General features: G+C 71.0%; 21 protein-coding genes. 10 read left to right on the top strand and 11 right to left on the bottom strand.

Annotation, left to right across the window (positions count from 1 at the left end; translation table 11 throughout):
* Nucleotides 1-45: 45 nt before the first annotated feature.
* On the top strand, nt 46-519 hold the full coding sequence (locus tag ACSJDX_RS14330; RefSeq protein WP_438353314.1) for a GNAT family N-acetyltransferase: 474 nt from the start codon (nt 46-48) through the stop codon (nt 517-519).
* Between the two features lie 5 nt (nt 520-524).
* Here ACSJDX_RS14330 and ACSJDX_RS14335 read toward each other — a convergent pair whose 3' ends face one another.
* The 3 genes from ACSJDX_RS14335 to ACSJDX_RS14345 all read right to left on the bottom strand — a co-directional run bounded on the left by ACSJDX_RS14335 (nt 525) and on the right by ACSJDX_RS14345 (nt 4,799).
* Nucleotides 525-1,127 carry a histidine phosphatase family protein gene (locus ACSJDX_RS14335; RefSeq protein WP_438353315.1) on the bottom strand — a complete coding sequence of 201 codons (603 nt, stop codon included), beginning with the start codon at nt 1,125-1,127 and terminating at the stop codon, nt 525-527.
* 101 nt (nt 1,128-1,228) lie between these two features.
* Nucleotides 1,229-2,263, bottom strand: a complete 1,035-nt coding sequence (locus ACSJDX_RS14340; RefSeq protein ID WP_438353316.1) for an aldo/keto reductase — start codon at nt 2,261-2,263, stop codon at nt 1,229-1,231.
* A 256-nt stretch (nt 2,264-2,519) separates the two neighbouring features.
* The gene (locus ACSJDX_RS14345; protein ID WP_438353317.1) at nt 2,520-4,799 is read right to left on the bottom strand and encodes a polyribonucleotide nucleotidyltransferase; all 2,280 of its coding nucleotides are present in this window, start codon (nt 4,797-4,799) and stop codon (nt 2,520-2,522) included.
* 323 nt (nt 4,800-5,122) lie between these two features.
* On the opposite strand from ACSJDX_RS14345, the gene ACSJDX_RS14350 reads away from it, so the two are divergent.
* Nucleotides 5,123-5,305 carry a DUF5302 domain-containing protein gene (locus ACSJDX_RS14350; protein WP_438353318.1) on the top strand — a complete coding sequence of 61 codons (183 nt, stop codon included), beginning with the start codon at nt 5,123-5,125 and terminating at the stop codon, nt 5,303-5,305.
* A gap of 59 nt (nt 5,306-5,364) precedes the next feature.
* On the opposite strand, the gene ACSJDX_RS14355 is transcribed toward ACSJDX_RS14350, so the two are convergent.
* The gene (locus tag ACSJDX_RS14355) at nt 5,365-6,777 is read right to left on the bottom strand and encodes a cation:dicarboxylate symporter family transporter (RefSeq protein WP_438353319.1); all 1,413 of its coding nucleotides are present in this window, start codon (nt 6,775-6,777) and stop codon (nt 5,365-5,367) included.
* Between the two features lie 204 nt (nt 6,778-6,981).
* Between ACSJDX_RS14355 and ACSJDX_RS14360 the strand changes: the two genes are divergently transcribed.
* From ACSJDX_RS14360 to ACSJDX_RS14370, 3 genes are all read left to right on the top strand, one after another.
* Nucleotides 6,982-8,193 (top strand): ATP-binding protein, encoded by a 1,212-nt coding sequence (locus ACSJDX_RS14360; protein ID WP_438353320.1) that lies wholly within the window; start codon nt 6,982-6,984, stop codon nt 8,191-8,193.
* Nucleotides 8,190-8,873, top strand: a complete 684-nt coding sequence (locus ACSJDX_RS14365; RefSeq protein WP_438353321.1) for a response regulator — start codon at nt 8,190-8,192, stop codon at nt 8,871-8,873. The genes ACSJDX_RS14360 and ACSJDX_RS14365 overlap by 4 nt, the downstream gene beginning before the upstream one ends.
* Nucleotides 8,874-8,970: 97 nt before the next feature.
* A complete protein-coding gene (locus ACSJDX_RS14370; RefSeq protein ID WP_438353322.1) occupies nt 8,971-9,132 on the top strand; it encodes a hypothetical protein in 162 nt (53 codons plus the stop codon).
* A 19-nt stretch (nt 9,133-9,151) separates the two neighbouring features.
* Here ACSJDX_RS14370 and ACSJDX_RS14375 read toward each other — a convergent pair whose 3' ends face one another.
* Nucleotides 9,152-11,152 (bottom strand): glycosyltransferase, encoded by a 2,001-nt coding sequence (locus ACSJDX_RS14375; RefSeq protein ID WP_438353323.1) that lies wholly within the window; start codon nt 11,150-11,152, stop codon nt 9,152-9,154.
* A 137-nt stretch (nt 11,153-11,289) separates the two neighbouring features.
* Between ACSJDX_RS14375 and ACSJDX_RS14380 the strand changes: the two genes are divergently transcribed.
* Together ACSJDX_RS14380 and ACSJDX_RS14385 are read left to right on the top strand one after the other, a co-directional pair.
* Nucleotides 11,290-12,660, top strand: a complete 1,371-nt coding sequence (locus tag ACSJDX_RS14380; RefSeq protein WP_438353324.1) for a dienelactone hydrolase family protein — start codon at nt 11,290-11,292, stop codon at nt 12,658-12,660.
* Nucleotides 12,657-13,484 carry a DNA/RNA non-specific endonuclease gene (locus ACSJDX_RS14385; protein ID WP_438353325.1) on the top strand — a complete coding sequence of 276 codons (828 nt, stop codon included), beginning with the start codon at nt 12,657-12,659 and terminating at the stop codon, nt 13,482-13,484. Before ACSJDX_RS14380 ends, ACSJDX_RS14385 begins: the two co-directional genes overlap by 4 nt.
* 50 nt (nt 13,485-13,534) lie before the next feature.
* On the opposite strand, the gene ACSJDX_RS14390 is transcribed toward ACSJDX_RS14385, so the two are convergent.
* The 3 genes from ACSJDX_RS14390 to efeB form a co-directional block, all read right to left on the bottom strand.
* Nucleotides 13,535-14,188: an FMN reductase gene (locus ACSJDX_RS14390; protein WP_438353326.1), complete on the bottom strand. Its 654-nt coding sequence runs from the start codon at nt 14,186-14,188 to the stop codon at nt 13,535-13,537.
* A gap of 14 nt (nt 14,189-14,202) precedes the next feature.
* A complete protein-coding gene (locus ACSJDX_RS14395) occupies nt 14,203-15,393 on the bottom strand; it encodes an LLM class flavin-dependent oxidoreductase (protein WP_438354999.1) in 1,191 nt (396 codons plus the stop codon).
* 106 nt (nt 15,394-15,499) lie between these two features.
* Nucleotides 15,500-16,846, bottom strand: a complete 1,347-nt coding sequence (gene efeB / locus ACSJDX_RS14400) for an iron uptake transporter deferrochelatase/peroxidase subunit (RefSeq protein WP_438353327.1) — start codon at nt 16,844-16,846, stop codon at nt 15,500-15,502.
* Nucleotides 16,847-17,047: 201 nt separating this feature from the next.
* Between efeB and ACSJDX_RS14405 the strand changes: the two genes are divergently transcribed.
* Nucleotides 17,048-18,067 carry an isopenicillin N synthase family dioxygenase gene (locus ACSJDX_RS14405; RefSeq protein WP_438353328.1) on the top strand — a complete coding sequence of 340 codons (1,020 nt, stop codon included), beginning with the start codon at nt 17,048-17,050 and terminating at the stop codon, nt 18,065-18,067.
* 129 nt (nt 18,068-18,196) lie between these two features.
* Here ACSJDX_RS14405 and rpsO read toward each other — a convergent pair whose 3' ends face one another.
* The gene (gene rpsO, locus ACSJDX_RS14410) at nt 18,197-18,466 is read right to left on the bottom strand and encodes a 30S ribosomal protein S15 (protein ID WP_056121136.1); all 270 of its coding nucleotides are present in this window, start codon (nt 18,464-18,466) and stop codon (nt 18,197-18,199) included.
* A gap of 180 nt (nt 18,467-18,646) precedes the next feature.
* Between rpsO and ACSJDX_RS14415 the strand changes: the two genes are divergently transcribed.
* The gene (locus ACSJDX_RS14415) at nt 18,647-19,957 is read left to right on the top strand and encodes an MFS transporter (RefSeq protein ID WP_438353329.1); all 1,311 of its coding nucleotides are present in this window, start codon (nt 18,647-18,649) and stop codon (nt 19,955-19,957) included.
* An 89-nt stretch (nt 19,958-20,046) separates the two neighbouring features.
* Nucleotides 20,047-21,051 (top strand): DMT family transporter, encoded by a 1,005-nt coding sequence (locus tag ACSJDX_RS14420; RefSeq protein ID WP_438353330.1) that lies wholly within the window; start codon nt 20,047-20,049, stop codon nt 21,049-21,051.
* On the opposite strand, the gene ACSJDX_RS14425 is transcribed toward ACSJDX_RS14420, so the two are convergent.
* Nucleotides 21,008-21,568: a YceI family protein gene (locus ACSJDX_RS14425; protein WP_438353331.1), complete on the bottom strand. Its 561-nt coding sequence runs from the start codon at nt 21,566-21,568 to the stop codon at nt 21,008-21,010. The genes ACSJDX_RS14420 and ACSJDX_RS14425 overlap by 44 nt on opposite strands.
* A 155-nt stretch (nt 21,569-21,723) precedes the next feature.
* On the bottom strand, nt 21,724-22,092 hold the full coding sequence (locus ACSJDX_RS14430; RefSeq protein ID WP_438353332.1) for an FKBP-type peptidyl-prolyl cis-trans isomerase: 369 nt from the start codon (nt 22,090-22,092) through the stop codon (nt 21,724-21,726).
* Nucleotides 22,093-22,129: the final 37 nt, after the last annotated feature.

The following is a 22,129-nucleotide window of genomic DNA, read 5'->3' on the forward strand; positions in this document are numbered from 1 at the left end:
CGAGGACGAAAGGGGTGCGCACTGCCGCCGCAGTACGCTCGGGGGATGGTCTCGCTCTCCGCCGTCGCCGCCGATTCGCCCGTCGCCCGTGAGCTGCTCGCCGAGTACTTCGGCTCGCGCGAGCTCGGCTTCGCCGACCAGGGCGTCGTCTACACGGCGGTCTTCCCGAAGGCCGAGGTGTTCACCCCACCCGCCGGTGTCTTCGTCGTGGTCGGGGACGACGAAGGCAGGCCGGTGGGATGCGGCGGCATCCGGCGCATCGCGGACGGCCTACGCGGCATCCGCTACGAGGTGAAGCACCTCTACCTGCGCCCGGAGACGCGCGGCCGCGGCTGGGGACGGCTGCTGCTCGACGACCTCGAGCAGCGTGCCCGGGAATGGGATGCCGCGGAGCTGGTGCTCGACACGCACCACTCCCTCGAAGCGGCCGCCGGGCTCTACGCCGCGACGGGCTTCGTCGCGACCGAGCCGTTCAACGACAACCCCAACGCCACCCGCTGGTACGCCAAGGAGCTGTAGCCGGCTCAGAAGGGCAGGGTCTCGGGGAGGCCCGTGCGCAGCTCGACCGGCAGGTGGGCGAGGTCGTTGTGCGCGATCAGCGTCCACGGTCGGCCCTGCTTCTGGCTGATCACGCTCAAGCCGCAGTGAGCCTGGTTGAGCGTCATCCAGCGCCAGTCCGGCGCCCCCAGGACCTCGCGGACGAACCACGCGATCACGAAGTTGTGCGTGATCAGCAGCTCGTGCACATCGCCGGGCTTGCGCACCAGGAACTCGTTGACGGCGTCGTCCATCTGCGCGCGCCCTGCGTCGACCTCGGCCTCGGTGATGCTGCCGAAGAACGACTCGAAAGCGGCCGGCGTATCCGGGGTGAGTCCGGTGGGAACGCAGTCGAACAGCAGCGCCGACGGCTCGGGCGCGACGGCCGGCAGGCGATCGGCGACGGCGCGGGCCGTCTCGCTCGCCCGGACGAGCGGCGAATGCCACACGGCGCTGAGCGGCACACCCGACAGACGGTCGGCCAGGAGGGATGCCTGACGCCGGCCGCGCGGCGACAAGGGGCCGTCGACGAGGCCGTGCTCGGCATTCTGATGCTCACCATGGCGCACGAGATAGATGTAGTGCGTCACAACCTGCTCACTTTGTCGGGGAGAGTACCCGGGGGGTTTTCCAGCCTACGTCACGAGCCCGAGCGCCCGACCGGACAGCCGGGGATCTCGGACATCTCGGACTACTCGGACGCCCTGGCGATGTCGGCGAGCTGGGCGCGACTGAGGCGCACGCCCACGCCCTGCACGAGCTCCTCGACCTGCGTGGAGGCGAATGCGTTCACGATGGGGGCCGTGACGAGGCGCTGGGCCAGGAGCCAGGCCACGGCGATCGCGGCATCCGGAACCCCCAGCTCCGTGCCGACCGCATCGAGGGCACGCAGCGTGCGGTTGCCGCGACGGTTGAGGTTGGCCGCCAGCTGGGCTCCGCGCACCGACAGCATCGTGCGGGTGCGGGTGCGGTGGCGACCGGACAGGAAGCCGTGCTCGAGCGCGTGCGACGCGGCGACGGCCATGCCCTGGGCTCCGGCGACTAGCCGCAGGTCGGCGTCGAAGTCCTGCCTGCGGAGGATGTTGAAGGGCACATCGAGCACCGTGATGCGCGGAAAGCCCGCGGAGGCGAGGATGCGGGCCTCGACGAGCTGCGCGGGGGTGTACCCGGTCGCACCGAGCGCGCGCACCTTGCCGGACTCGACCAGCCACTCGGCGGTCGCGAGGGTGTCCTCCAACGGTGTGACGGCGTCGGTGGCGGCGTCGAGGAACAGCACGTCGATGCGGTCGGTGCGCAGCCGGGTGAGGGATGCCTCGACCGCGCGCACCAGGTTCGTGGAGCCGAGTCCGGGATTGTCAGGGTGGCCGCCGACGCGGGCGGCCAGCACGATGTCGTCGCGCAGACCGCGGGAGTGCAGCCACTGCCCGAGGATGTGCTCGCTGCGGCCTCCGGAGAAGCTGTCGGCGGTGTGCACGACGTTGCCGCCGAGAGCGGCGTAGGTGTCGAGGATCTCGTGGCTGGACTCGAGGTCGACGTTCCAGCCGAACTCGGCCGCGCCGAGGATGAGCGGGAAGATGCGGAAGCCCGTCTCGCCGAGGGTGGTGCGCACACCGTCTCCGATCGGCCGCCCCTGCACGGGGATGGGTGACGAGGGGTGCGGCCCCTTCACGGAGCCCGCGGCGATCGGGCTGTCCGTGCCGGTCGCGCCGACTCCGAAGAAAGCCATGTGTCACCCCTCGCGGATCCTCCGTGTCGGAGGTGAGCGATCGCCCGCTCCGCGCCCCCCGGCACGTACTGACAGGTTAGGGCCGATCCGGCGTCGGGCCGCGCACCCGGGCCCGGGATCGATCAATATTGCATAACGCTTCGATCACAGCTCGGGCGCGTCGACCGCGCCCCGCGACATCGGCCCCGCGTGCGCCCGTGAACGACGGATGCCCGCCTCCTCGCGACGAGGGGACGGGCATCCGGTGCGACGGGGATCAGCCCTCGGCGGGCGCGTCTCCGGGGCCCTCGCTGGCAGCAGCGGAACCCTGGGTGTCGGCGTCGTCGAGCACGGGCTCGAGCGACAGCTTGCCGCGGTCGTCGATCTTCGTGATCTTGACGAGGATCTTCTGACCCACGCCGAGCACGTCCTCGACGTTCTCCACGCGCTTGCCGCCGGCGAGCTTGCGCACCTCGCTGATGTGCAGCAGGCCGTCCTTGCCCGGGAGGAGCGAGACGAACGCGCCGAACGCGGCCAGCTTCACCACGGTGCCGAGGAACTGCTCGCCGACCTCCGGGTTGGTGGGGTTGGCGATCGCGTTCACCTGGGCGCGTGCGGCCTCGGCCGACGGGCCGTCGACGGCGCCGATGTAGACGGTGCCGTCCTCCTCGATGGAGATCTGGGCGCCGGTCTCGTCCTGGATCGCGTTGATCGTCTTGCCCTTGGGCCCGATGAGCTCGCCGATCTTGTCGACGGGGATCTGCACGCTGATCACGCGCGGAGCCGTCGGCGCCATCTCGTCGGGGCTGTCGATCGCGGCGTTGAGCACACCGAGGATCGTGAGGCGGGCCTCCTTGGCCTGCGTCAGCGCGGCGGCCAGCACCGACGACGGGATGCCGTCGAGCTTGGTGTCGAGCTGGATCGCCGTGACGAACTCGCTCGTACCGGCGACCTTGAAGTCCATGTCGCCCAGCGCGTCCTCGGCGCCCAGGATGTCGGTCAGCGCCGCGTAGCGGGTCTGGCCGTCGACCTGGTCGGACACGAGGCCCATCGCGATGCCGGCGACGGGGGCGCGCAGCGGCACACCCGCGTTCAGCAGCGACAGGGTCGACGCGCACACCGAGCCCATCGAGGTGGAGCCGTTGGACCCGAGGGCCTCGGACACCTGACGGATCGCGTACGGGAACTCCTCGCGCGAGGGCAGCACCGGCACGAGGGCGCGCTCGGCGAGGAAGCCGTGCCCGATCTCGCGACGCTTCGGCGACCCGACGCGACCGGTCTCACCGGTCGAGTAGGGCGGGAAGTTGTAGTGGTGCATGTAGCGCTTGTGCGTGACGGGCGACAGCGAGTCGATCTGCTGCTCCATCTTGAGCATGTTCAGCGTGGTGACGCCCAGGATCTGGGTCTCGCCGCGCTGGAAGATCGCCGAGCCGTGCACGCGCGGGATGACCTGCACCTCTGCGTCGAGCGGACGGATGTCGGCCAGGCCGCGGCCGTCCATGCGGACGCCTTCGGCGAGGATGCGACCGCGGACGATGACCTTGGTCACCGACTTGTACGCCGCGGAGAACTCCAGCGTCGCGGCGGCGGGCAGCTCACCCGACTCGACGGCGGCCAGGAGCTCGGCCTTGACGGCGTCCTTCAGCTCGTCGTCGGCGTTCTGACGGTCCTGCTTGTCGGCGATCTGGTAGATCGGGACGAGCTTGTCGTAGGCCCGGCCGGCGACGAAGTCGTAGGTCTGCTGGCTGTAGGGCAGGAAGACCGGGAACTCCTTGACGGGCTTGGACGCCGTGGTGGCCACGACGTTCTGCGCCTCGACGAGCTGCTTGATGAAGGGCTTCGAGGCTTCGAGCCCCTCGGCCACGACCTGCTCGTTGGGCTTGACGGCACCGGCCTTGATCAGGTTCCACGAACCCTCGGTGGCCTCGGCCTCGACCATCATGATCGCGACGTCGCCGTCGGGCAGCACGCGGCCCGCGACGATGAGGTCGAACACGGCCTCTTCGAGCTGCGAGACGGTCGGGAACGCGATCCACTGATCGGCGTGCTCGCCGTGCCCGGGGATGAGCGCGAGGCGCACACCGGCGATCGGGCCGGAGAACGGCAGACCCGAGATCTGGGTCGACAGCGATGCGGCGTTGATCGCGAGAGCGTCGTAGAACTCGCCGGGCGCGATCGACAGGACGGTGACGACGATCTGCACCTCGTTGCGGAGGCCGTCGACGAACGACGGGCGCAGCGGGCGGTCGATCAGACGGCAGACGAGGATCGCCTCGGTGGAGGGACGGCCCTCACGACGGAAGAACGAGCCGGGGATCTTGCCGGCGGCGTAGGAGCGCTCCTCGACGTCGACGGTCAGCGGGAAGAAGTCGAAGCCTTCGCGCGGGTGCTTGCCGGCGCTGGTGGCCGACAGGAGCATCGTCTCCTCGTCGAGGTACGCGGCCACGGCGCCCTGCGACTGCTGGGCGAGGCGACCGGTCTCGAACCGGACGGTGCGGGTGCCGAAGCGGCCGTTGTCGAGAACGGCTTCAGCGGCGGTGATTTCAGGACCTTCCAAGAGGTCTCTCCTTCTTTGTTTAGCCTCGCGCGCGCGAATCGCGCACGAGGATGTACGAAGGAGCAGGAACAGGCAGATCTCGGCGCGCGGCCTCAGCCGCGAATATCGCGCCAGCACTGGCCACCAGAAGAAACCCACCCGGCACCTGATGTCGGGGAGATCACTACAGGGGACCAGCTAGCTGCCGGCCTGCTCCGTGAGCTCGTATTGAATTGAGCGGACGCCTCGAAGGCAACCTTCCCGAGCCTAGCAGGCGCGCCCGCCCCGCGTCCCCCGTACGCGACGCTCTGTGCCCGGATCGCACGCATGTCTAGGGTGGGGACATGAGTACCGAAGAGACCGCGGGTGCCGCGGCATCCGACGACATGAAGCGCAAGTTCAAAGAGGCGCTCGACAAAAAGAACGCGCAGAGCCGCAAGGGCGAGGCGCACCTGGACGGCGACTCCGCCATCCACGGCACGCACGGCGCCGTGACCAAGCGGGAGTTCCGCCGCAAGAGCGGCTGACGGCCGGAACGCCAGGGCCCGGATCGCGACCGCGATCCGGGCCCTTCGTCGTTCCGGGGTCAGCGAGCGCCGGCGCCGGAGAGCTCGCGATCGGGGGCGGCGGTCTCCCCCGTCGCAGCGGGCGTGTCCGCACCGTGCCCGTCGCCTGACAGCGTCGCCTCGTCGAACGGGCGCTCGCCGCGCAGCACCTCGCGAGCGCGCTCCCGGTCGAACTCCTTCGTCCACGTGCCGATCAGCACGGTCGCGACGGCGTTGCCCGTGAAGTTCGTGACGGCGCGACCCTCCGACATGAACCGGTCGATGCCGACGATGACACCGACGCCGCCGACGAGGTCGGGGCGGAAGGCCTGCAGACCGCCGGCGAGCGTCGCCAGGCCCGCGCCGGTGACGCCCGCGGCGCCCTTCGAGGCGATGATCATGAAGGCCAGCAGGCCGATCTGCTCCGGGATGGACATGGGCGTTCCCATTCCGGCCGCGATGAACAGCGACGCCATCGTGAGGTAGATCGCCGTGCCGTCGAGGTTGAACGAGTAGCCGGTGGGCACCGTGATCCCGACGACGGGCTTGGAAACGCCCAGGTGCTCCATCTTGGCGATGAGGCGGGGCAGCGCCGACTCCGACGAGGACGTGCCGATGATCAGCAGGTACTCGCGGGCGAGGTACTTGATGAGGCTGAAGATGTTCAGGCGCGAGACGGCGTAGAGCACCGTGCCGAGAACACCGAACACGAACAGTGCGCACGTGATGTAGAACGCGATCATCAGGATGCCGAGGCTCACGATCGCTCCCGCACCGGTCTTGCCGACGACGGCCGCGATGGCGCCGAACGCGCCCAGCGGGGCGAGCCACAGGATCATGCTGAGGATGCGGAACACGAGCAGCTGCAGCTGCTTGACGGCGAACATGATCGGCTCGCCCCGCTTCCCGAGGCCCTGGAGGGCGAAGCCGACCAGGAGCGCGATGAACAGCACCTGGAGCACGCTCTCGCCCGTGAAGGCCGAGAAGAACGTGGCGGGGATGATGCCGAGGATGAACTCCTGCGTCGACTTCGCCTCGACGTTCGAGGCGTCGTAGGTGGAGCCGGTCATGTTGAGGCCGTCGCCGGGGTGGATGATGTTGCCCACCACGAGCCCGATCGCCAGGGCGAAGGTCGACATCGCCATGAAGTACACGAGCGCGAGGCCGCCGATCTTGCCGACGGTGGCCGCCTTCGCGATGGAGCCGACCCCCACCACGATCGTGCAGAAGATGATCGGCGCGATCATCATCTTGATGAGGTTGACGAAGCCCTTGCCGATCGGCTCGAGCGTCGTGGCGAACTGCGGCCAGAGCAGCCCGACGACGGTGCCGAGCACGACCGCGATGATGACCGCCACGTAGAGCCAGGTGTGCCGGTCCCAGCGTGCGGGACCCCGTCCGCGACCGAAGCCGGGAAGCCTGATCGACGTTGTCCGTGGGATGTGAAGAGTCATCTTTGCCTCCGTGGGTGATACGACTTCGCTGTCCGACCGCCGCGGTCCGGCGGTGGTCCCTGCCCTGTACTGTGGGCCGAGATCGCCGCGACGCACCGGTTGCGGTCGTAATGGTCACAGCACACCCCGAGGGCGCGGATGGCGAGGACGAGCAGACGCAGGAGCGCGGCATCCCGTGTGTTCCTCGCGTTCGTCGGGTCGGTCGTGGCCATCACCGCCCTGCTGGTCGTGGTGCTCGCGGTGCAGGCGCAGTCGACCCAGCGCGCGCAGGCCGAAGCCGTGACGCTGGCCGTCGCCCGCACGATCGCGGAGATGCCGGAGGTCGCGGCGGCCGTGACGACCGGGACGGATGCCGCGGCCACCGCGACCCTGCAGCCCATCGCCGTGCGCATCATGGACCTGACGCCGATCGACTTCGTGACGATCATGACGCCCGACGGCATCCGCCTCACGCACCGCGACCCGGCCGAGATCGGCCGCCCCTACCTCGGCACGATCGGACCGGGGCTGGCCGGCCGCGAGCTGACGGAGGAGGCCAACGGCACGCTCGGGCCGTCGCTGCGGTCGGTGGTGCCCGTCATGGCGGAGGGCCGCGTGGTGGCGCTGGTGTCGGCGGGGATCACGCTGGGCAGTGTCGCGAGCGGCGTGCTCGGGCAGGTGCCGTTCGTCGTGGCGATCGCCGTCGCCCTGGCGGCGATCGGCCTCGCGGCGGCGTGGTTCGCCGGCCGGTTCACGCGACGCATCGCCGGCGACCTTCCGGCGAGCGCGGTGCGCGACGCGGTGTCGTCGTACGAGTCGCTGCGCACCCTCGGCGAAGCGCTGCGCGCGCAGACCCACGAGCACGGCAACCGCATGCACACGGCCGTGGCGCTCCTCGAGCTCGGACGCACCGAGCAGGCGATCGAGCTGCTCACCGAGACGGCGCGGTCGAGCCAGGACCTCGTCGACAGGGTGGTCGCGCGCGACGGCGACCCGACGGTGGCCGCCCTCCTGCTGGGCAAGGCGGCGCAGGCGGCCGAACGCGGCGTCGAGTGGAGCGTCGACATGCAGCCCGCCATCCCGCGGACGACGCTCGGCGCCGTCGACGCGGTCTCGCTGGTCGGGAATCTCGTCGACAACGCCATCGACGCGGCCGCCGCCGGCCCCGAGCCGCGCTGGGTGCGGGTGGGGATGGCCCTCACCCCCGATCAGCGGATCGCCCTCACCTTCGCCGACAGCGGCGAGGGGATCGCCCCGGAGCTGCGCGAGCGCGTCTGGGAGCACGGGTTCAGCACGAAGCCGGCCGGCGCGGAGGGACGCGGCGTGGGACTCGCGCTCGTGCGGGCCATCGTCGAGGCGGCGGGCGGCTCGATCACGCTCGACGCCGGTGCACCGACGACCTTCCGCGTACTGCTGCCGAGCGGGATCGCGCCGTGATCGGGGTGCTCATCGTCGACGACGAGCGGCTCACACGCGAGCTGCACCGGGCGTACGTCGAGCGGATCGACGACTTCGAGGTGGTCGCGGAGTGCGCCGGGGCGCACGCGGCGCTGACCGCGGTGCTGGAGGAGCGGGGCACGGCGCCGATCGACCTCGTGCTGCTGGACATGACGATGCCCGACGGCCACGGCCTGGACGTCGCCCGCCACATCCGGGCGCGCGCGGCCGACGTCGACATCGTCGCGATCACGAGCGTGCGAGACGCCGATGTGGTGCGCCAGGCGGTGGGGCTGGGCGTGGTGCAGTACCTCGTCAAGCCGTTCGACTTCGCGACCTTCCGCGACCGCATGGAGCAGTACCGCGACTACCGTCGCCGGGCGCAGGATGCCGCGGGGCAGGCGACGCAGGCCGAGATCGATGCACTCCTGAGCGCCCTGCGTCCCGCCGGCGGTGCCGCGCTCCCCAAGGGCCTCTCGGCCGACACCCTCGACCGCGTGACCGGAGCCCTCCGGGAGAGCGGGCCGCTCTCGTCCGCGGAGGCGGCCGAGACCCTGGGGATGTCGCGGGTGGCCGTGCGACGCTACCTCGAGCATCTCGCCGAGGCCGGACGCGCCGACCGGGTCCCGCGGTACGGCACCCCCGGGCGCCCCGAGACCGAGTACCACTGGCGCACCTGACGCGGGCGACCGGTCGCGACGGGTGGCGGGCCTCCGCGCCCGCCCGTACGGTGGGGGGTGTCCGGCATCGCGCCGAACCGTGAGAAGGAGGCATCCCATGGCACGCGACGACTCACGCACCCCCGGCGACGACCCGAAGGTCGGGTCCGACGCAGAGCCCGACGCCGACGCGCTCGAAGTCTCGCGGGCGGAAGAGATCGAGATGCGACGTCAGCTCGCCCTCGAGCTCGAGAACTTCGAACAGGGCATCGAAGGCTGAGCCTCCTGTCGACGGCGCGTCAGGCGTCGGTGCGGCGTCTGGCGGTCTTCGGGCGCAGCTCGACATAGCCGTCGTGCTTGGCCGAGAGCCCGTCGCCGGCGGTGCGGCCGGTCATCCGCCGCAGCAGCCACGGCAGCGCGTGCACGCGCAGCCACGTGCGCGAAGGCAGCGTGGTCACGGGGATCTCGTCGTCGGCGTGCAGCGCGGCATCCAGCGTCCCCAGGGCCTCCGCGTCGGGGACCCCCAGCACGTCGGCCGCACGGTAGGCGAGGAAGCGGTGGCCCACGGCGTGCAGGTGCACGCGGTCCTCCGACCACATCCCCAGCTCGCCCAGCGCCGGGAGCGCGTCGACATCGAGCAGATGGCTGCCCGTCTCCTCGGCGATCGCCCGCAGCTCCGAGGCGAACTGCGCGAACTTCTTCGCCAGCACACGCGCCGCGGCGCGGTGCGGAAGGAACGGGGTGACCAGCAGCACATCGCACCCCGCGGCGCGAAGGGTGCGCACCCCTCCCTCGAGCCGACGCGCCAGCGCCGCGGGGTCCGCACCCACCCGCACGAGGTCGTTCGCACCGATCAGCACGGACACCAGCTGCGGCTTGAGCGCGAGGGCCACGGGGATCTGCTCGCGGATCACATCGTCGATGCGGCGGCTGCGCACCGCGAGGTTGGCGTAGCGGAATCGCCCCGACCCCACCCGGGCGTGCGCGAGGAGCATCGCGAGGCGATCCGCCCAGCCGCGGTACTGACCGTCGGGCACGCGAGACGTGTCGCACAGGCCCTCCGTGATCGAGTCGCCCAGCGCGACGTAGCGCGCCCAGCGCGGAGCGGGGGCTTCGACACCGGATGCCGCGCTCGTGGCGGCCGGCGGACCGGCGGGGCGGGTCGCGGCACGCACGACGAGCGCATCGTCGATGGGCCGCAGCATCCGCGCCTCCTCGTAGTGGCCCACGAGCTGGTGCCCCAGCGCCTCCCACGTGCGCGACTGCACCGCTTCGCGCGCAGCCAGCCCGAACGACCGCCGCTTGGACTCGTCGCCGGCGAGGTCGGCCACGCGGGTGCGCAGGTCGTCGAGGTCGCCCGGGCGGTACAGCCAGCCGTCGATGCTCGAGCGGACTAGGTCGACGGGGCCGCCGCGACCGGTGGCGACAACGGGCACTCCGCTGGCGTGCGCCTCCTGCACCGTCTGGCAGAACGTCTCGCTCTCGCCGGTGTGCACGAAGACATCGAAGCTCGCCAGCGCCGTGGCCAGTTCCTCGCCGCCGAGGAACCCGGTGAACACCGCGCCCGGCAGCAGGGTCTCGAGCCGGGCGCGCACGGGCCCGTCGCCGACGATCACCAGGCGCACGCCGTCGATGCCGTTGAGGGCGACGAGGTCCTCGACCTGCTTCTCGGGCGCGAGACGTCCGACGTACCCGACCAGCACCTCGCCCGGGGCGATCCGGTCGCGCCAGGCGTCGCTGCGCCGAGAGGGGTGGAAGCGCTCGGCGTCGACCCCGCGACCCCAGGTGCGGACGCGATCCACCCCGAGTCCGTGCAGCTGGGCCGCCGCGGCGCGCGAGGGGGCCAGGGTCAGGGTCGCCCGACGGTGCAGGCGCGCCACGTGGCGAGCGGCGATCGGCGCCGCGCCCGGCACGCCGTACTTCTCGGCGTAGGCGATCACATCGGTCTGGTACACCGCGACGCTCGGCACGCCGAGGGCGTCGGCGGCGACCACACCCTGCCCGCCCAGCACGAACGGGGAGGCGAGGTGCACGACGTCGGGGCCGAACTCCCGCAGCAGGCGCGTGAGACGCGCGGTGCGGGCGAACGCCACGCGCACCTCGGGGTACGACGGCAGCGGCACCGAACGCAGCAGCGTGGTGCGCGCGCCGTGGATGTCGGCGTCGGGACCGCCGGCACCCGGCGCGATCACGAGGGCGTCATGGCCCTCTCGTTCGAGGTGACGCAGGACCTGGAGCACAGATCCGGTCACCCCGTTCATGTGGGGCAGGAACGACTCGGCGAGCAGCGCGACTCTCACGCCTCCAGGGTGGAGCCGCCGAGCCGCCCGGGATTGCAGAAACCGGCCCTGCCACCCAGAGTTCACCCGATGCACGCGAAGACGACACCGACCGTGCCCCGACGCGTTGCCTCCGGATGGGGATGCTTCCCTCAGCCATGATCGACGATGCACTCGCCGCGCTCGCGGGCAGCCCCGGGGCCCTGCCGCTGCTGTTCGCGCTGGTGCTCGGCGATGCCTTCCTGGTCGTGCTGCCGGGCGAGGCCGCGGTGACCGCGTACGCGGCGATCTCGGTGTCGCAGGGGGTGCCGCCGCTGGTCGCGGTGATCGGCGTCGCGGCCGCCGCGGCGATGACGGGCGACTTCATCTGCTACACCGTCGGCCGTCTGGTCGGCCTCGACCGCTGGGCCTGGATGCGGCGTCCCCGTGTGGCCCGTGCGTTCGGCTGGGCCCGGGAGCGACTGGAGCGCAGCACGGCCTCGGTGCTCTTCAGCGCCCGCTTCATCCCGTTCGCCCGTCTGGCGGTGAACCTGACCGCCGGAGCGGGTCGGATGCCCTTCGGGCGGTACGGACTGTTCGCGGGCGGTGCCGCGGTCCTGTGGGCGATCTACCAGGCGTTCATCGGGGCGGCGGTCGCGCAGCTCATCCCCGGGGCGCCGCTGCTGGCCGTGGTGATCTCGATCGTGGTCGCCCTGTCCGTGGGCGCGCTGCTCGACGTGGTGCTGACCCGGCGCTTCGGCGCCCCCCGCGGTGTCAAGGGGGCGCCCGGTGTCGGCGCCGGATGGAAGGGTGGCGGCATGGGTGAGCACACGGTCGTCGACGGAGTCCACGCGTATCGCGCCGAGCCGGCGGCCACGCCCCGCGGGGGCGTGGTGCTGATCCACGAGATCTGGGGCCTCGTGCCGCACATCGAGGACGTGGCCGATCGCTTCGCCGCCGAGGGGTACGCGGTGATCGCACCCGATCTGCTCAGCGATGCGGGGATCACCCCGACCGTGGGCGCCGAGCTGCATGCGCTGCGCGCCGACCCCGACGAGACTGTCCGCACGGCCGCGCAGCCTCGCCTCCGCGAGGCGCTCGCCCCGACCCGCGCGCCCGACTTCGCGGTCGGCGCGCTGTCGGCGCTGCGTCGCGCGGTCGACACCCTCGCCACGACGCCCGGCGTCGACGGACGGATCGCGGTGGTGGGGTTCTGCTTCGGCGGGTCGTATGCGTTCTCGCTCGCCGCCCATGACGACCGCATCCGCGCCGCCGTGCCGTTCTACGGTCGCGCACCCGAGGCCGACGAGATCGCCGAGATCGGGTGTCCCGTCCTGGCCTTCTACGGGGCGCACGACCACGCCCTCGTCGATGCCCTGCCCGGGGTGCGGGCCACGATGGCGGCGGCGCGGGTCGATTTCACCCCGATCGTGTATCCCGATGCCGGACACGCCTTCTTCAACGACACCAACGCCGTGGCGCACCGCCCCGACGACGCCGCCGACGCATGGCGGCGGACGCTCGACTTCCTCGCCGCGAGGCTGGCATGATCGCGCACGCCGGCGCCGTCCCGTCCGGATACGACCCGGGCTTCCTCTGGAACGTCGTCGCCCTTCCCGACGCGATCGACCGCGACGTGCGCGAGCTGGACTACGCGCACTTCACCGTGGTGGTGGACCGCGCCCGGGCGCTGGCCTGCGTGACCGGTGTGAACATCGACGGCGGCAGCCTGCGGGAGGTGCCGCGCACCGGCGAATGGCACCTCGATCCGCGCCTGCGCGCCGACGAGCAGGCCGGTCCCGCGGTGTACGCCCGCAACGACTTCGATCGCGGCCACCTGGTGCGTCGGCGCGATCCGGGCTGGGGCGACGCGGCCACCGCCCGCCGCGCCACCGAGGAGACTTTCGCGTACCCGAATGCGGCCCCGCAGGCATCCCGCTTCAACCAGTCGGCCGAGCTGTGGCTGGGACTCGAGGACCACGTGCTCGCCTACGCCCAGGCGCAGCGCTCACGCATCTCGGTGTTCACTGCGCCGGTGCTCTCCGGCGACGACCCGCCCTACCGCGGCATCCGCGTGCCCCGTCGCTTCTGGAAGATCGCGGCCTGGGCGACGGGGACGGATGCCGCGCCCCTCGCCGCGGCAGGCTTCGTGCTCGATCAGTCCGCCCTGATCGACACCACGATCGAGCAGGGGGTGCGCGCGGCACCCCTGGGCGGCTTCCGCACGTTCCAGGTTCCGATCGGCGAGATCACGGCGCTCGCGGGCATCCGCGCCGTCGTGCTCGAGGACGCCGACGTGCTCGCGCCGGTGCCCGCCGCGCGTCCGCAGCCGTGGCGCGAGCTCACGGCGCCCGGCGACATCCGCCTGCGCTGATCAGTCACGGGCCGCCGAGCCCGGAGACCGCGCTCGGTGACGCGGCGGTCCTACTCCCCCGCCAGTCCGCCCAGCAGGTGCCCGAAGGAGCGACCCTCACCGAGGTAGGTGTCGGGGTCGAAGGGGTCGGTCGCCGTCTGCTGTTCGCGACGCGCGACCGCATCGGCCAGCTCGCGGGCACCGCGGTCGATGCGGTTTCCGAGCGGCGCGACCTGGTCGGCGCTGCCGCCCCAGTCGCTCGAGGCGGCGAACACGCCCGTGGGAACAGGCTCGGCGTGCAGGTACGTGAACAGCGGGCGGATCGCGTAGTCGATCGCCAGCGAATGCCGTGCCGTGCCGGCGTTGGCCCCCAGGAGCACCGGCATGCCCGTCAGAGCGTCGGGGTCGAGCACATCGATGAACGACTTGAACAGACCCGAGTAGCTGGTCGAGAAGACCGGCGTGACGGCGATCAGGGCGTCGGCGGAGACGACCGCGTTGATCATGGACTCCAGCGGGCCGGGTGCGAATCCGGTCAGGAGGTTGTTCGTGATGTCGTGCGCGTAGTCGCGCAGCTCGAACACGTCGGCGGTCGCCGGGATGCCCGCCTCGGCGAGATCGCGCACGGTCGCCGCGACGAGCCGGTCGGCGAGCATCCGCGTGGACGACGGATTCGACAGCCCGGCCGTGACGACGGCGATGCGGCGGGGTGCGGGCGTGTTCATCGCGGACCCGCCCCTCAGCGTCCGAGTCCGAACGCGGCGCCCGCCGCGGCCGGGGTGTCCTGGTAGGGCGAGCCGCCCGTGACGTTGTCGCCGCGGTTGGCGTTGGGACGCGGCTGGCGCGGTGCGGAATCGCCGTACTTCGCGGCGACCAGCGACGCGTGCGTGGGGGCGTCGGGCACGTCGGCCGGACGATCCTTCGCGAGCTCCTTGCGCAGCACCGGGACGACCTCGCCGCCGAGCAGGTCGAGCTGCTCGAGCACCGTCTTGAGCGGCAGACCCGCGTGGTCGAGCAGGAACAGCTGGCGCTGGTAGTCGCCGAAGAGGTCGCGCATGCCGGCGTAGCGGTCGATGACCTGCTGCGGCGAGCCGACCGTGAGCGGCGTCATCTGGGTGAAGTCCTCCATCGACGGTCCGTGGCCGTAGACCGGGGCGTTGTCGAAGTAGGGCCGGAACGCGCGCACCGCGTCCTGCGAGTTCTTCGCCATGAACGCCTGTCCGCCGAGGCCCACGATCGCCTGCTCGGGCGTGCCGTGGCCGTAGTGCGCGTAGCGCTGGCGGTACAGCGTGATGAGGCGCTGATAGTGCTCGGACGGCCAGAAGATGTTGTTCGCGAAGAACCCGTCGCCGTAGTACGCGGCCTGCTCGGCGATCTCGGGCGTGCGGATCGAGCCGTGCCACACGAACGGCGGCACGTCGTCGAGCGGACGCGGCGTCGAGGTGAACCCCTGCAGCGGCGTGCGGAACTTCCCGTCCCAGTCCACGACGTCCTCGCGCCAGAGCTTGTGCAGCAGGGCGTAGTTCTCGATCGCGAGGGGCAGGCCCTGACGGATGTCCTTGCCGAACCACGGGTAGACCGGGCCGGTGTTGCCGCGCCCCAGCATGAGGTCGGTGCGTCCGCCCGAGACGTGCTGCAGCATCGCGAAGTCCTCGGCGATCTTCACCGGATCGTTCGTGGTGATGAGCGTGGTGGCGGTGGAGAGCACGAGGCGCTCGGTCTGCGCCGCGATGTAGGCGAGCGTGGTGGTGGGCGACGACGACCAGAACGGCGGGTTGTGGTGCTCGCCGAGCGCGAAGACGTCGAGCCCGACCTCTTCGGCGTGCTTCGCGAGCGTGATCGTGTTGCGGATCTTCTCCGCCTCGCTGGGCGTCTGGCGCGTCGTCGGGTCTTCGGTGATGTCGCTCACCGTGAAGATGCCGAACTGCATTCCGGGCCAGGTGGTGGTGTCGCTCACGATCGCTCCGCTTCCGTATGTATGCGTTTGAATGTATCTCATGCAACGCGGCGCGGCCAGAACTATTCCCCGGCGATGATCAGCCGAACAGCCCCGCCCCCACGTAGGATCCCTCGGCCGCCCCCGGCGGGATCGCCCAGATCCCCGAGCCGACGTGCCGGATGTACTCGTTCATCGCGTCCTTCGACAGCGACCGCTGCAGCGTGACGAACTGCTCGGGCGACCTCTGGAACGACAGGAAGAACAGGCCCGCACTCAGGCGCCCGAGGTCGGTGTTGCCGTCGACGAAGTTGTAGCCGCGACGGAGGATCCGCACACCGCCGTTGAGGTCGGGATGGGCCAGTCGCACGTGGCTCGTCGGCGCGATCGCGGGGGCACCGGAGGCATCCGTCGCCTGGAAGTCCGGCGCGGTGAACTCGTCACCCCCGGACAGCGGGGCGCCCTGAGCCTTGTCGCGGCCGATGATGTGCTGCTGCTCGGCGAGGCGCACGCGGTCCCACGACTCGATGATCATCGCGATCTTGCGGGCGACGAGGTAGGAGCCGCCGGCCATCCACGAGGGCTGATCGGATGCCGCGACCCAGACGTCGTCGCGGAGGGCGTCGGCATCCGTGGCCAGGATGTTGGCGGTGCCGTCTTTGAAGCCGAACAGGTTGCGCGGCGTCGACTGATCGACCGTGGTCTTGGACGTGCGGCCGAACCCCAGCTGCGACCAGCGGATCTTGGCGCGTCCGAACGCGATGCGGCTGAGGTTGCGGATCGCGTGCACCGCCACCTGCGGATCGTCGGCGCACGCCTGGATGCACAGGTCTCCCCCGGAGTGATCGAGGTCGAGGGCGTCGCCGAGGAACGCGGGCAGCCTCTGCAGCTCGGGCGGCCGCTGCGCGGCGAGCCCGAACCGGTCGCCCGTGTCGCTCTCGAAGAGCGTGGGGCCGAACCCGATCGTGATGGTGAGCGAGTTCGCGGCGAGACCCAGCGCCTCCCCCGTGTCATCCGGCGGCGCCTCGACCGAGCCGCCCACCGCGCCGGTGGCGCTCACGTCGAGCCCCTGGGTCATGCGCGACGCCGCGTACGACCAGTCCTTCAGCAGCGCGATGAGATCCTCGCGTGTGGTGCGGGCCATCATGTCGTACGCGGCGAAATGCAGGTGGTCCTGCACCTCGGTGGTGATCCCGGACTGGTGCTCCCCGTAGAACGGGTGGACGGATGCCGCTCCCCCTGTCGCAGCCGACGCCTGGGTGACCGCGACCGTGCCGGCGATGCCCGCGCCGGCTCCCACGGCGAGCCCGGCGGCGCCGGCACCCACCATGCCGAGGAGTCCGCGGCGGCTGACGCCGGAACGCTCGACCGCGGACACGGGGCCCGCGGCCGGGGTCGCTGCGCTGTCGGAGGGTGCGGGCTCGGTGTCGGGAGCGGAATCGGTCACATCGGTCCAGCGGGAGGAAGGGAGGGTTCGGATCGCCGGGGCGACGGGCGGTCAGGTAAGGCGTGCCTCACGAACGCCCACTGTAGCCCCGGCGCCCCCGGCCGCCAAACGTGTCGCGGCGCGGCATCCGGTCGTCGATGACGACGGGTAACGCGAGGCAACAAACCGCCGCCGCCGCGACCGCCGACCTAGCCTCGTTGCATGTCCGCGCTGAACCTGCCGATCCTGGATCTGTCCCGCCTCGACGAGGGGCCCGAGGCCGCCGCCGCCTTCCGCGACGACCTGCGCGCCGCCACGCACGACGTCGGGTTCTTCTACCTCACCGGCACGGGGGTCTCGCCCGCGCTCGAGGCGCGCCTGCACCAGGCTGCGCGCGACTTCTTCGCCCTCCCCGAGGCCGACAAGCTCGCGATCGAGAACGTCACCAGCCCGCACTTCCGCGGCTACACGCGCGTCGGCGGCGAGCGCACGCAGGGCAAGGTCGACTGGCGCGAGCAGATCGACATCGGCCCCGAGCGCGCGGCCGTGGACGACCCGGATGCTCCGGACTTCTCGCGCCTGATCGGACCCAACCTGTGGCCGGAGGCGCAGCCCGAGCTGCGCGATGTCGTGACGGAGTGGCACGACCACCTCTCGGGGGTCGCCCGCAAGCTGCTGCGCGCGTGGGCCCTGTCCCTCGGCGCACCCGAGACCTACTTCGACGAGCACTTCGGCGAGCCATCGACGCTGATCAAGATCGTCCGCTACCCGGGGAAGGAGGACCCGACGCCGCAACAGGGAGTGGGCGCCCACAAGGACGCCGGCGTGCTGACGCTGCTGTGGGTCGAGCCCGGCAAGGGCGGGCTGCAGGTGCGGCGCGATGGGGAATGGGTGGACGCTCCCCCGGTGCCCGGCGCGTTCGTGGTCAACATCGGCGAGCTGCTGGAGTACGCCACGCAGGGCTACCTGATCGCCACCGACCACCGCGTCGTCTCGCCGCGGTACCCCGACGACCGCATCTCGGTGCCGTTCTTCTTCAACCCGCAGCTCGACAAGCGGCTCCCGCTGATCGAGCTGCCCGCCGAGCTCGCGGCCGAGGCCGCCGGAGTCACGCAGGATCCCGGCAACCCGATCCACGCGCTGTACGGCGAGAACGCCCTGAAGTCGCGCCTGCGCGCCCACCCCGACGTGGCGGAGCGCTGGCACGCCGACCTCGTCGCGGCCCGCGCCGCGGCATCCTGACCCTCCCGCCCCTCTCGCGCGTCCTCGCCCGTCGGTCAGAGGGCGAGCCCCGGGAACGGTGAAGGCCCCCTCACACCGTGAGGGGGCCTTCCAAGAATGTTCTGCGCGATATACGCAGGGTCGCGCTGCTTAGCGGCGCAGGCCGAGACGCTCGATGAGCGAACGGTAGCGGTTGATGTCGATGTCCTGGAGGTAGCCCAGGAGACGACGACGCTGACCGACCATCAGGAACAGGCCACGACGCGAGTGGTGGTCGTGCTTGTGCTCCTTCAGGTGCTCGGTGAGGTCCTTGATGCGCTGCGTCAGCATCGCGACCTGCACCTCGGGGGATCCGGTGTCACCGGGGTGCGTCGCGTACTCTTCGATGATCGCCTTCTTGGCGTCGGACTCGAGTGGCATAGATGGGATCCCCTTCCTGGTCATTGCGCGGCGCCCGGCACCTGATGTGCGAGCTCTCTTTATCCGCGGCCGATCGAACGGCAACCTCACGAGTCTACCAGCAGAACGAGCGGATGCCGCATCCGCCCTCCCGGAGCGCGGGTAGGGTCGGATGGTGCCACCCCGTCGCGAGCCCCCCGCGTGAGTCCGCGCCTGCGCCGCGACCACCTCATCGACCTGCGCCCGTTCTCGGTCAGCCCCGCCTTCGCGCGGCTGTGGGTCGGCTCCACCCTCTCGGGCCTCGGGGGCCAGCTCACGATCGTCGCGGTCATGCTGCACGTCTACGAGCTCACCCAGGACACCTTCGCCGTCTCGATGATCGCCGTCACCGGGCTCGTCCCGATGGTGCTCGCGGGACTCTACGGCGGGATGCTGGCCGACGCGTTCGACCGTCGGAAGGTGGCGCTGATCGCGGCATCCGTCACCTTCGCCTCGACGCTGGCGCTGGCTCTGCTGGCCTGGGGGCATCTGGAGACCGTCTGGTGGCTGTACCTGCTCAGCGTCGTCAACTCGGCCGCGAACTCCATCGTGCTCGCCACGAAGTCGGCGATCACCCCGCGCCTGATCCCCCGCGAGCTGCTGCCGGCCGCCGCCGCGCTCAACGGCATCACGGTCGGGGTGATGGTGATGGCCGGGCCCGCCCTCGCCGGCGTGCTGGTCGCGTTCGCCGGGTACCAGTGGACGTACACGATCGACGTCGTGCTCATGCTGTCGCTGTTCCTGGGCCTGTGGACGCTGCCGTCGATCCGTCCGGAGGGCGTCGTCGTCAGGCCCGGGCTCGAGTCGCTGAAGGACGGCTGGGCCTTCCTGAGGCGGGCGTCGAACATCCGCCTGCAGTACATCCTCGACATCATCGCGATGACGTTCGGGCAGCCGCTCGCCCTGTTCCCCGCGATCGGAGCGGTCCTGCTCGGGGGCGGCCCGATCACGACGGGGGTGCTCACCGCGGCCTTCGCGGCCGGCGCGTTCCTGTCGAGTCTGTTCTCGGGGCCGATCGGGCGCGTGCGTCACCACGGCGTCGGCATCCAGCGCTCGATCCAGGTGTACGGGGCGGCGATCCTCGCCTTCGGGGCCGTGCTGCTGGTCGCGACGACACGCGTGTTCGCGCCGGCCGATCTCGGCGAGCAGTCGGCGAACATCGCCCTGCTGATGGTGGCCACGCTGTTCCTCGCCGTCGCCGGCGCGGCCGACAACGTGAGCGCCATCTACCGCTCCACGATGATGCAGGCGGCCGTGCCCGACAGCATCCGCGGGCGCCTGCAGGGCATCTTCATCGTGGTCGTCGCGGGCGGACCGCGCATCGGCGCGCTCTACGCCGGCACCCTCGCGACCCTCACCGCGCTGTGGTTCCCTCCCCTGCTGGGCGGGCTGGTCATCATCGCGCTGGTCACGATCCTCGTGCGTGCCAATCCGCGGTTCCGCGCCTACGACGCCGAGCACCCCGAGCCCTGAGCGGTGCACGACTGCCAGCGACCGGCGGGTTTCGGACGGGGCAGCCGACCGCGACGACGGATGTCTCGGCCTCCGGCTAGATTCGCGGGATGAGCACCCCCGCGCGCGCCCCCGGCTCGACCTCCGTCGCCCTGCAGTTCGTGCTGTGCGGGATCGTGTGGGGCTCGAGCTTCCTGTTCATCAAGGTCGGGCTGGAAGGCCTCTCGCCGGCGCAGGTGGCCTGGGCGCGGCTTCTGCTGGGCGGCCTCACCCTGGGGGTGTTCGTGCTCGCGCGCCGTGAACGCCTGCCGCGCAGCATCCGGGTCTGGGGCCACATGCTGGCGCTGGGCATCAGCTTCTGCGTCGCACCGTTCCTGCTGTTCGCCTGGGCGCAGCAGCACGTCACGTCGGGACTGGCGAGCATCTACAACGCGACCACGCCGATCATGACCGCGGTGATGGCCGGCCTGCTGTTCCGCGTCGAGAAGCTCAAGCCGGTGCAGCTGCTGGGCGTCCTGGTCGGCATCGCCGGCGTGATGGTGATCATCGCACCGTGGCAGGGGCTCGACCTCGCCCAGAGCGTCCCCGCGCAGCTGGCGATGCTCGGCGCCACCGCCTGCTACGGCTTCAGCCTCGCCTACATGCGCCGGTTCGTGTCGAACACGGGCATGAGCGCCCTGACGTTCTCGTTCCTCAACATCGGACTGGGAGCCGCGGTCATGCTCGTGCTGACCCCGGTGATCGCCCTCGGGCCCGTGCGACTGGACCTGCCGGTCGTGCTGGCGGTGCTCGCGCTCGGATGCCTCGGCACCGGCGTCGCCTACATCTGGAACCAGACCACGCTGCGCGCCTGGGGTCCGACCCGCGCCTCGACGGTGACCTACATCACGCCCGTCGTGGGCGTGGTGCTGGGCATGGTCGTGCTCGGCGAGCAGATCAGCTGGAACGAGCCGGCGGGCGCTCTCGTGGTCTTCGCCGGCATCCTGCTCGCTCAGGACCGCCTTGCCGCCCTGGGACGACGAAGGGGCGCACCCGCCGAAGCGGGCCGCCCCTCCGCGGACGCGGGAGACCTCAGGCGGCCTGGTACGCGCCCTGCAGGTCGAGCTCGATCGTGACGTCCTTGCCCACCAGCACGCCGCCGGTCTCGAGCGCGGCGTTCCAGGTGAGGCCGAAGTCCTCGCGGTTGATGACGGTCTTCGCCGTCGCGCCCGCCTTGTAGTTGCCCCACGGGTCGGAGCCGAAGCCGCCGAAGTCGACGTCGAAGGTGACGGGCTTGGTGGTGCCGCGGATCGTGAGGTCGCCATCGACCAGCATGTCGCCGTTCTCGACGCGCACACCGGTGGAGACGAAGTCGATCGTCGGGAAGGTCTCGACGTCGAAGAAGTCGGCCGAGCGCAGGTGCTGGTCGCGACCCTCGTCCTTGGTGTCGAGCGACGTGGCGTCGACGTGGGCCGTCAGGGTCGCCTCGAGCGGGTTCTCGGGGGCGACGAGGATCGCCTCCTTGATGCCGAAGGAGCCGCGCACCTTCGAGATCATCATGTGGCGGACGCTGAAGCCCACCTCGCTGTGCGACGGGTCCAGGACCCAGGTGCCGCTCTTGTAGCCGGGGATGTCGATCGTGTCGGTGGTCATGTCTTCCTCCAGGAATGCCGCGGGGCGCGGACGATGTCATCGGGTGTCAACGTCTCATCTTCCGTTCTATTCCCCTGAATGGAAAATCGGGATGACGAGCGCATGACGAAGGGGTGGATGCTCGGCATCCACCCCTTCGGGACGTGTGACTCGGCTCAGCCGACCGCGATCAGGTCGATGATGAAGATGAGGGTCTTGCCGCCGAGGAAGTGACCGCCCGCGGGCCCGTAGGCCAGGTGCGGCGGGATGACGAGCTCGCGGCGACCGCCGACCTTCATTCCGGGGATGCCGTCCTGCCAGCCCTGGATGAGACCGCGCAGCGGGAACTGGATCGACTCGCCGCGACCCCACGACGAGTCGAACTCCTCGCCGGACTCGTACTCGACGCCGGCGTAGTGCACCGTCACGGTGTCACCCGGCTTGGCCTCGGCGCCGTCGCCCACGACGATGTCGCGGATGACGAGGTCGGCGGGGGCGGGACCCTGGGGAGCGTCGAACTCGGGCTTCGTGCGTTCGTTGGTCATGCCTCCATCCAACCCGAGGTGCCGGGACCGGTCAAAC

Source organism: Microbacterium fluminis (assembly GCF_051549805.1).
In the GTDB taxonomy this organism is placed as follows: Bacteria; Actinomycetota; Actinomycetes; order Actinomycetales; family Microbacteriaceae; genus Microbacterium.

What these genes read in the sequence shown, in the direction of transcription:
- ACSJDX_RS14355 (WP_438353319.1), bottom strand. Translation starts at nt 6,777, where the DNA reads ATGACTCTTCACATCCCACGGACAACGTCGATCAGGCTTCCCGGCTTC.
- ACSJDX_RS14340 (WP_438353316.1), bottom strand. Translation starts at nt 2,263, where the DNA reads ATGGCTTTCTTCGGAGTCGGCGCGACCGGCACGGACAGCCCGATCGCC.
- ACSJDX_RS14395 (WP_438354999.1), bottom strand. Translation starts at nt 15,393, where the DNA reads ATGCAGTTCGGCATCTTCACGGTGAGCGACATCACCGAAGACCCGACG.
- ACSJDX_RS14370 (WP_438353322.1), top strand. Translation starts at nt 8,971, where the DNA reads ATGGCACGCGACGACTCACGCACCCCCGGCGACGACCCGAAGGTCGGG.
- ACSJDX_RS14330 (WP_438353314.1), top strand. Translation starts at nt 46, where the DNA reads ATGGTCTCGCTCTCCGCCGTCGCCGCCGATTCGCCCGTCGCCCGTGAG.
- ACSJDX_RS14350 (WP_438353318.1), top strand. Translation starts at nt 5,123, where the DNA reads ATGAGTACCGAAGAGACCGCGGGTGCCGCGGCATCCGACGACATGAAG.
- rpsO (WP_056121136.1), bottom strand. Translation starts at nt 18,466, where the DNA reads ATGCCACTCGAGTCCGACGCCAAGAAGGCGATCATCGAAGAGTACGCG.
- ACSJDX_RS14380 (WP_438353324.1), top strand. Translation starts at nt 11,290, where the DNA reads ATGATCGACGATGCACTCGCCGCGCTCGCGGGCAGCCCCGGGGCCCTG.
- ACSJDX_RS14390 (WP_438353326.1), bottom strand. Translation starts at nt 14,188, where the DNA reads ATGAACACGCCCGCACCCCGCCGCATCGCCGTCGTCACGGCCGGGCTG.
- ACSJDX_RS14385 (WP_438353325.1), top strand. Translation starts at nt 12,657, where the DNA reads ATGATCGCGCACGCCGGCGCCGTCCCGTCCGGATACGACCCGGGCTTC.
- ACSJDX_RS14420 (WP_438353330.1), top strand. Translation starts at nt 20,047, where the DNA reads ATGAGCACCCCCGCGCGCGCCCCCGGCTCGACCTCCGTCGCCCTGCAG.
- ACSJDX_RS14405 (WP_438353328.1), top strand. Translation starts at nt 17,048, where the DNA reads ATGTCCGCGCTGAACCTGCCGATCCTGGATCTGTCCCGCCTCGACGAG.
- ACSJDX_RS14425 (WP_438353331.1), bottom strand. Translation starts at nt 21,568, where the DNA reads ATGACCACCGACACGATCGACATCCCCGGCTACAAGAGCGGCACCTGG.
- ACSJDX_RS14430 (WP_438353332.1), bottom strand. Translation starts at nt 22,092, where the DNA reads ATGACCAACGAACGCACGAAGCCCGAGTTCGACGCTCCCCAGGGTCCC.